Annotated in this window: 1 protein-coding gene; it reads right to left on the reverse strand. The window is 48.1% G+C overall.

Annotation, left to right across the window (positions count from 1 at the left end):
* Positions 1–275 precede the first annotated feature (275 nt).
* Positions 276–491: helix-turn-helix domain-containing protein (locus tag KTR07_RS28205; protein ID WP_147326752.1), on the reverse strand; the 216-nt coding region annotated here is incomplete at its 5' end.

Here is a 491-nt window from a genome sequence, read left to right on the forward strand (position 1 = left end):
CTTCCTGCAACCAGCCGTTATCCAACAGCCGGGTTAAATGCGTCCTCCCTATCTCGGCCGTCCCTTGCAGGACGACACAGCGGTCTTTCTCCTGGAGCTTTCTTAATTCCTCCAGTGAAGCCGCCATTTTCTCCGCCATTGTTGCCATAACCGTTTTTATTTAGATTCTGATTATTTTCGTGCAAATACTCGTTTTTAGGCACGCGCAAATACTCGTTTTTAATTACGTGCATTTACTCGTATTTGTTGCAAAAATACAATATTTGTTCCGATAATCAGCTATTAATGAAGTCTTTTTTTACTTGTTGTATCGTCGAAACGGCCTTTCCCGTGAGCTTCGCCACGTTCCGGATCGAGTAGCCTTTCTTCAACAAGGCGATCGCCTCCCGGTATTCCTCTTTCCTCTGTTCGGCCGTTTTCCGGCTTCCCGGCTTCCGTCCCAGCCTGCCCCCTTTCTGGATGTACAACTCCCGTCCGCTATTAAGGCGGTC

This window comes from Bacteroides sp. MSK.20.82 (assembly GCF_019052485.1).
GTDB lineage: Bacteria > Bacteroidota > Bacteroidia > Bacteroidales > Bacteroidaceae > Bacteroides > Bacteroides thetaiotaomicron.